Source organism: Methylobacterium sp. J-067 (assembly GCF_022829465.1).
Taxonomy (GTDB): Bacteria; Pseudomonadota; Alphaproteobacteria; order Rhizobiales; family Beijerinckiaceae; genus Methylobacterium; species Methylobacterium litchii.
This window is the reverse complement of the sequence record NZ_JAKSXZ010000006.1, coordinates 1-364: the sequence shown is the minus strand read 5'-3', so window position 1 is coordinate 364 and position 364 is coordinate 1. Positions and strand designations below refer to the sequence as shown.

Here is a 364-nt window from a genome sequence, read left to right as displayed (position 1 = left end):
GCGATGGTTGGCGTGACCGGCGACAGTGCAGGACGCGGCCGCGCAGCCCTCGCGCACCAGCTCCGGCCTCCCCGCCCCCTGCGCGTCGCCGGAGGCGGCACTCGCGGACGCCCCCCCGCTGATCCCCCGGATGCGCGCGGTAATGCCGCGGATGGCCGACACCCCCTGCCCCGACGACGCCTGGATCTTCGCGATCTGCCCGGTTGTCTCGAGTGTCGCCTGCGCGGTCTGCTCGCCGAGCGTCGTCACCTCGGCGGCCACCACCGCGAAGCCCTTGCCGGCGGCGCCGGCCCGCGCCGCCTCGATGGTGGCGTTGAGGGCCAGCAGATTCGTCTGGGCCGCGATGGTCGAGATCAGACCCACC

1 protein-coding gene is annotated in these 364 nt (G+C 74.7%); it reads right to left on the bottom strand.

The genetic code is table 11. The features are described 5' to 3' along the window. Positions 1-364, bottom strand: a 364-nt coding sequence (locus MKK52_RS00045; protein WP_243951708.1) for a methyl-accepting chemotaxis protein, incomplete at both ends; no start/stop codon positions are given.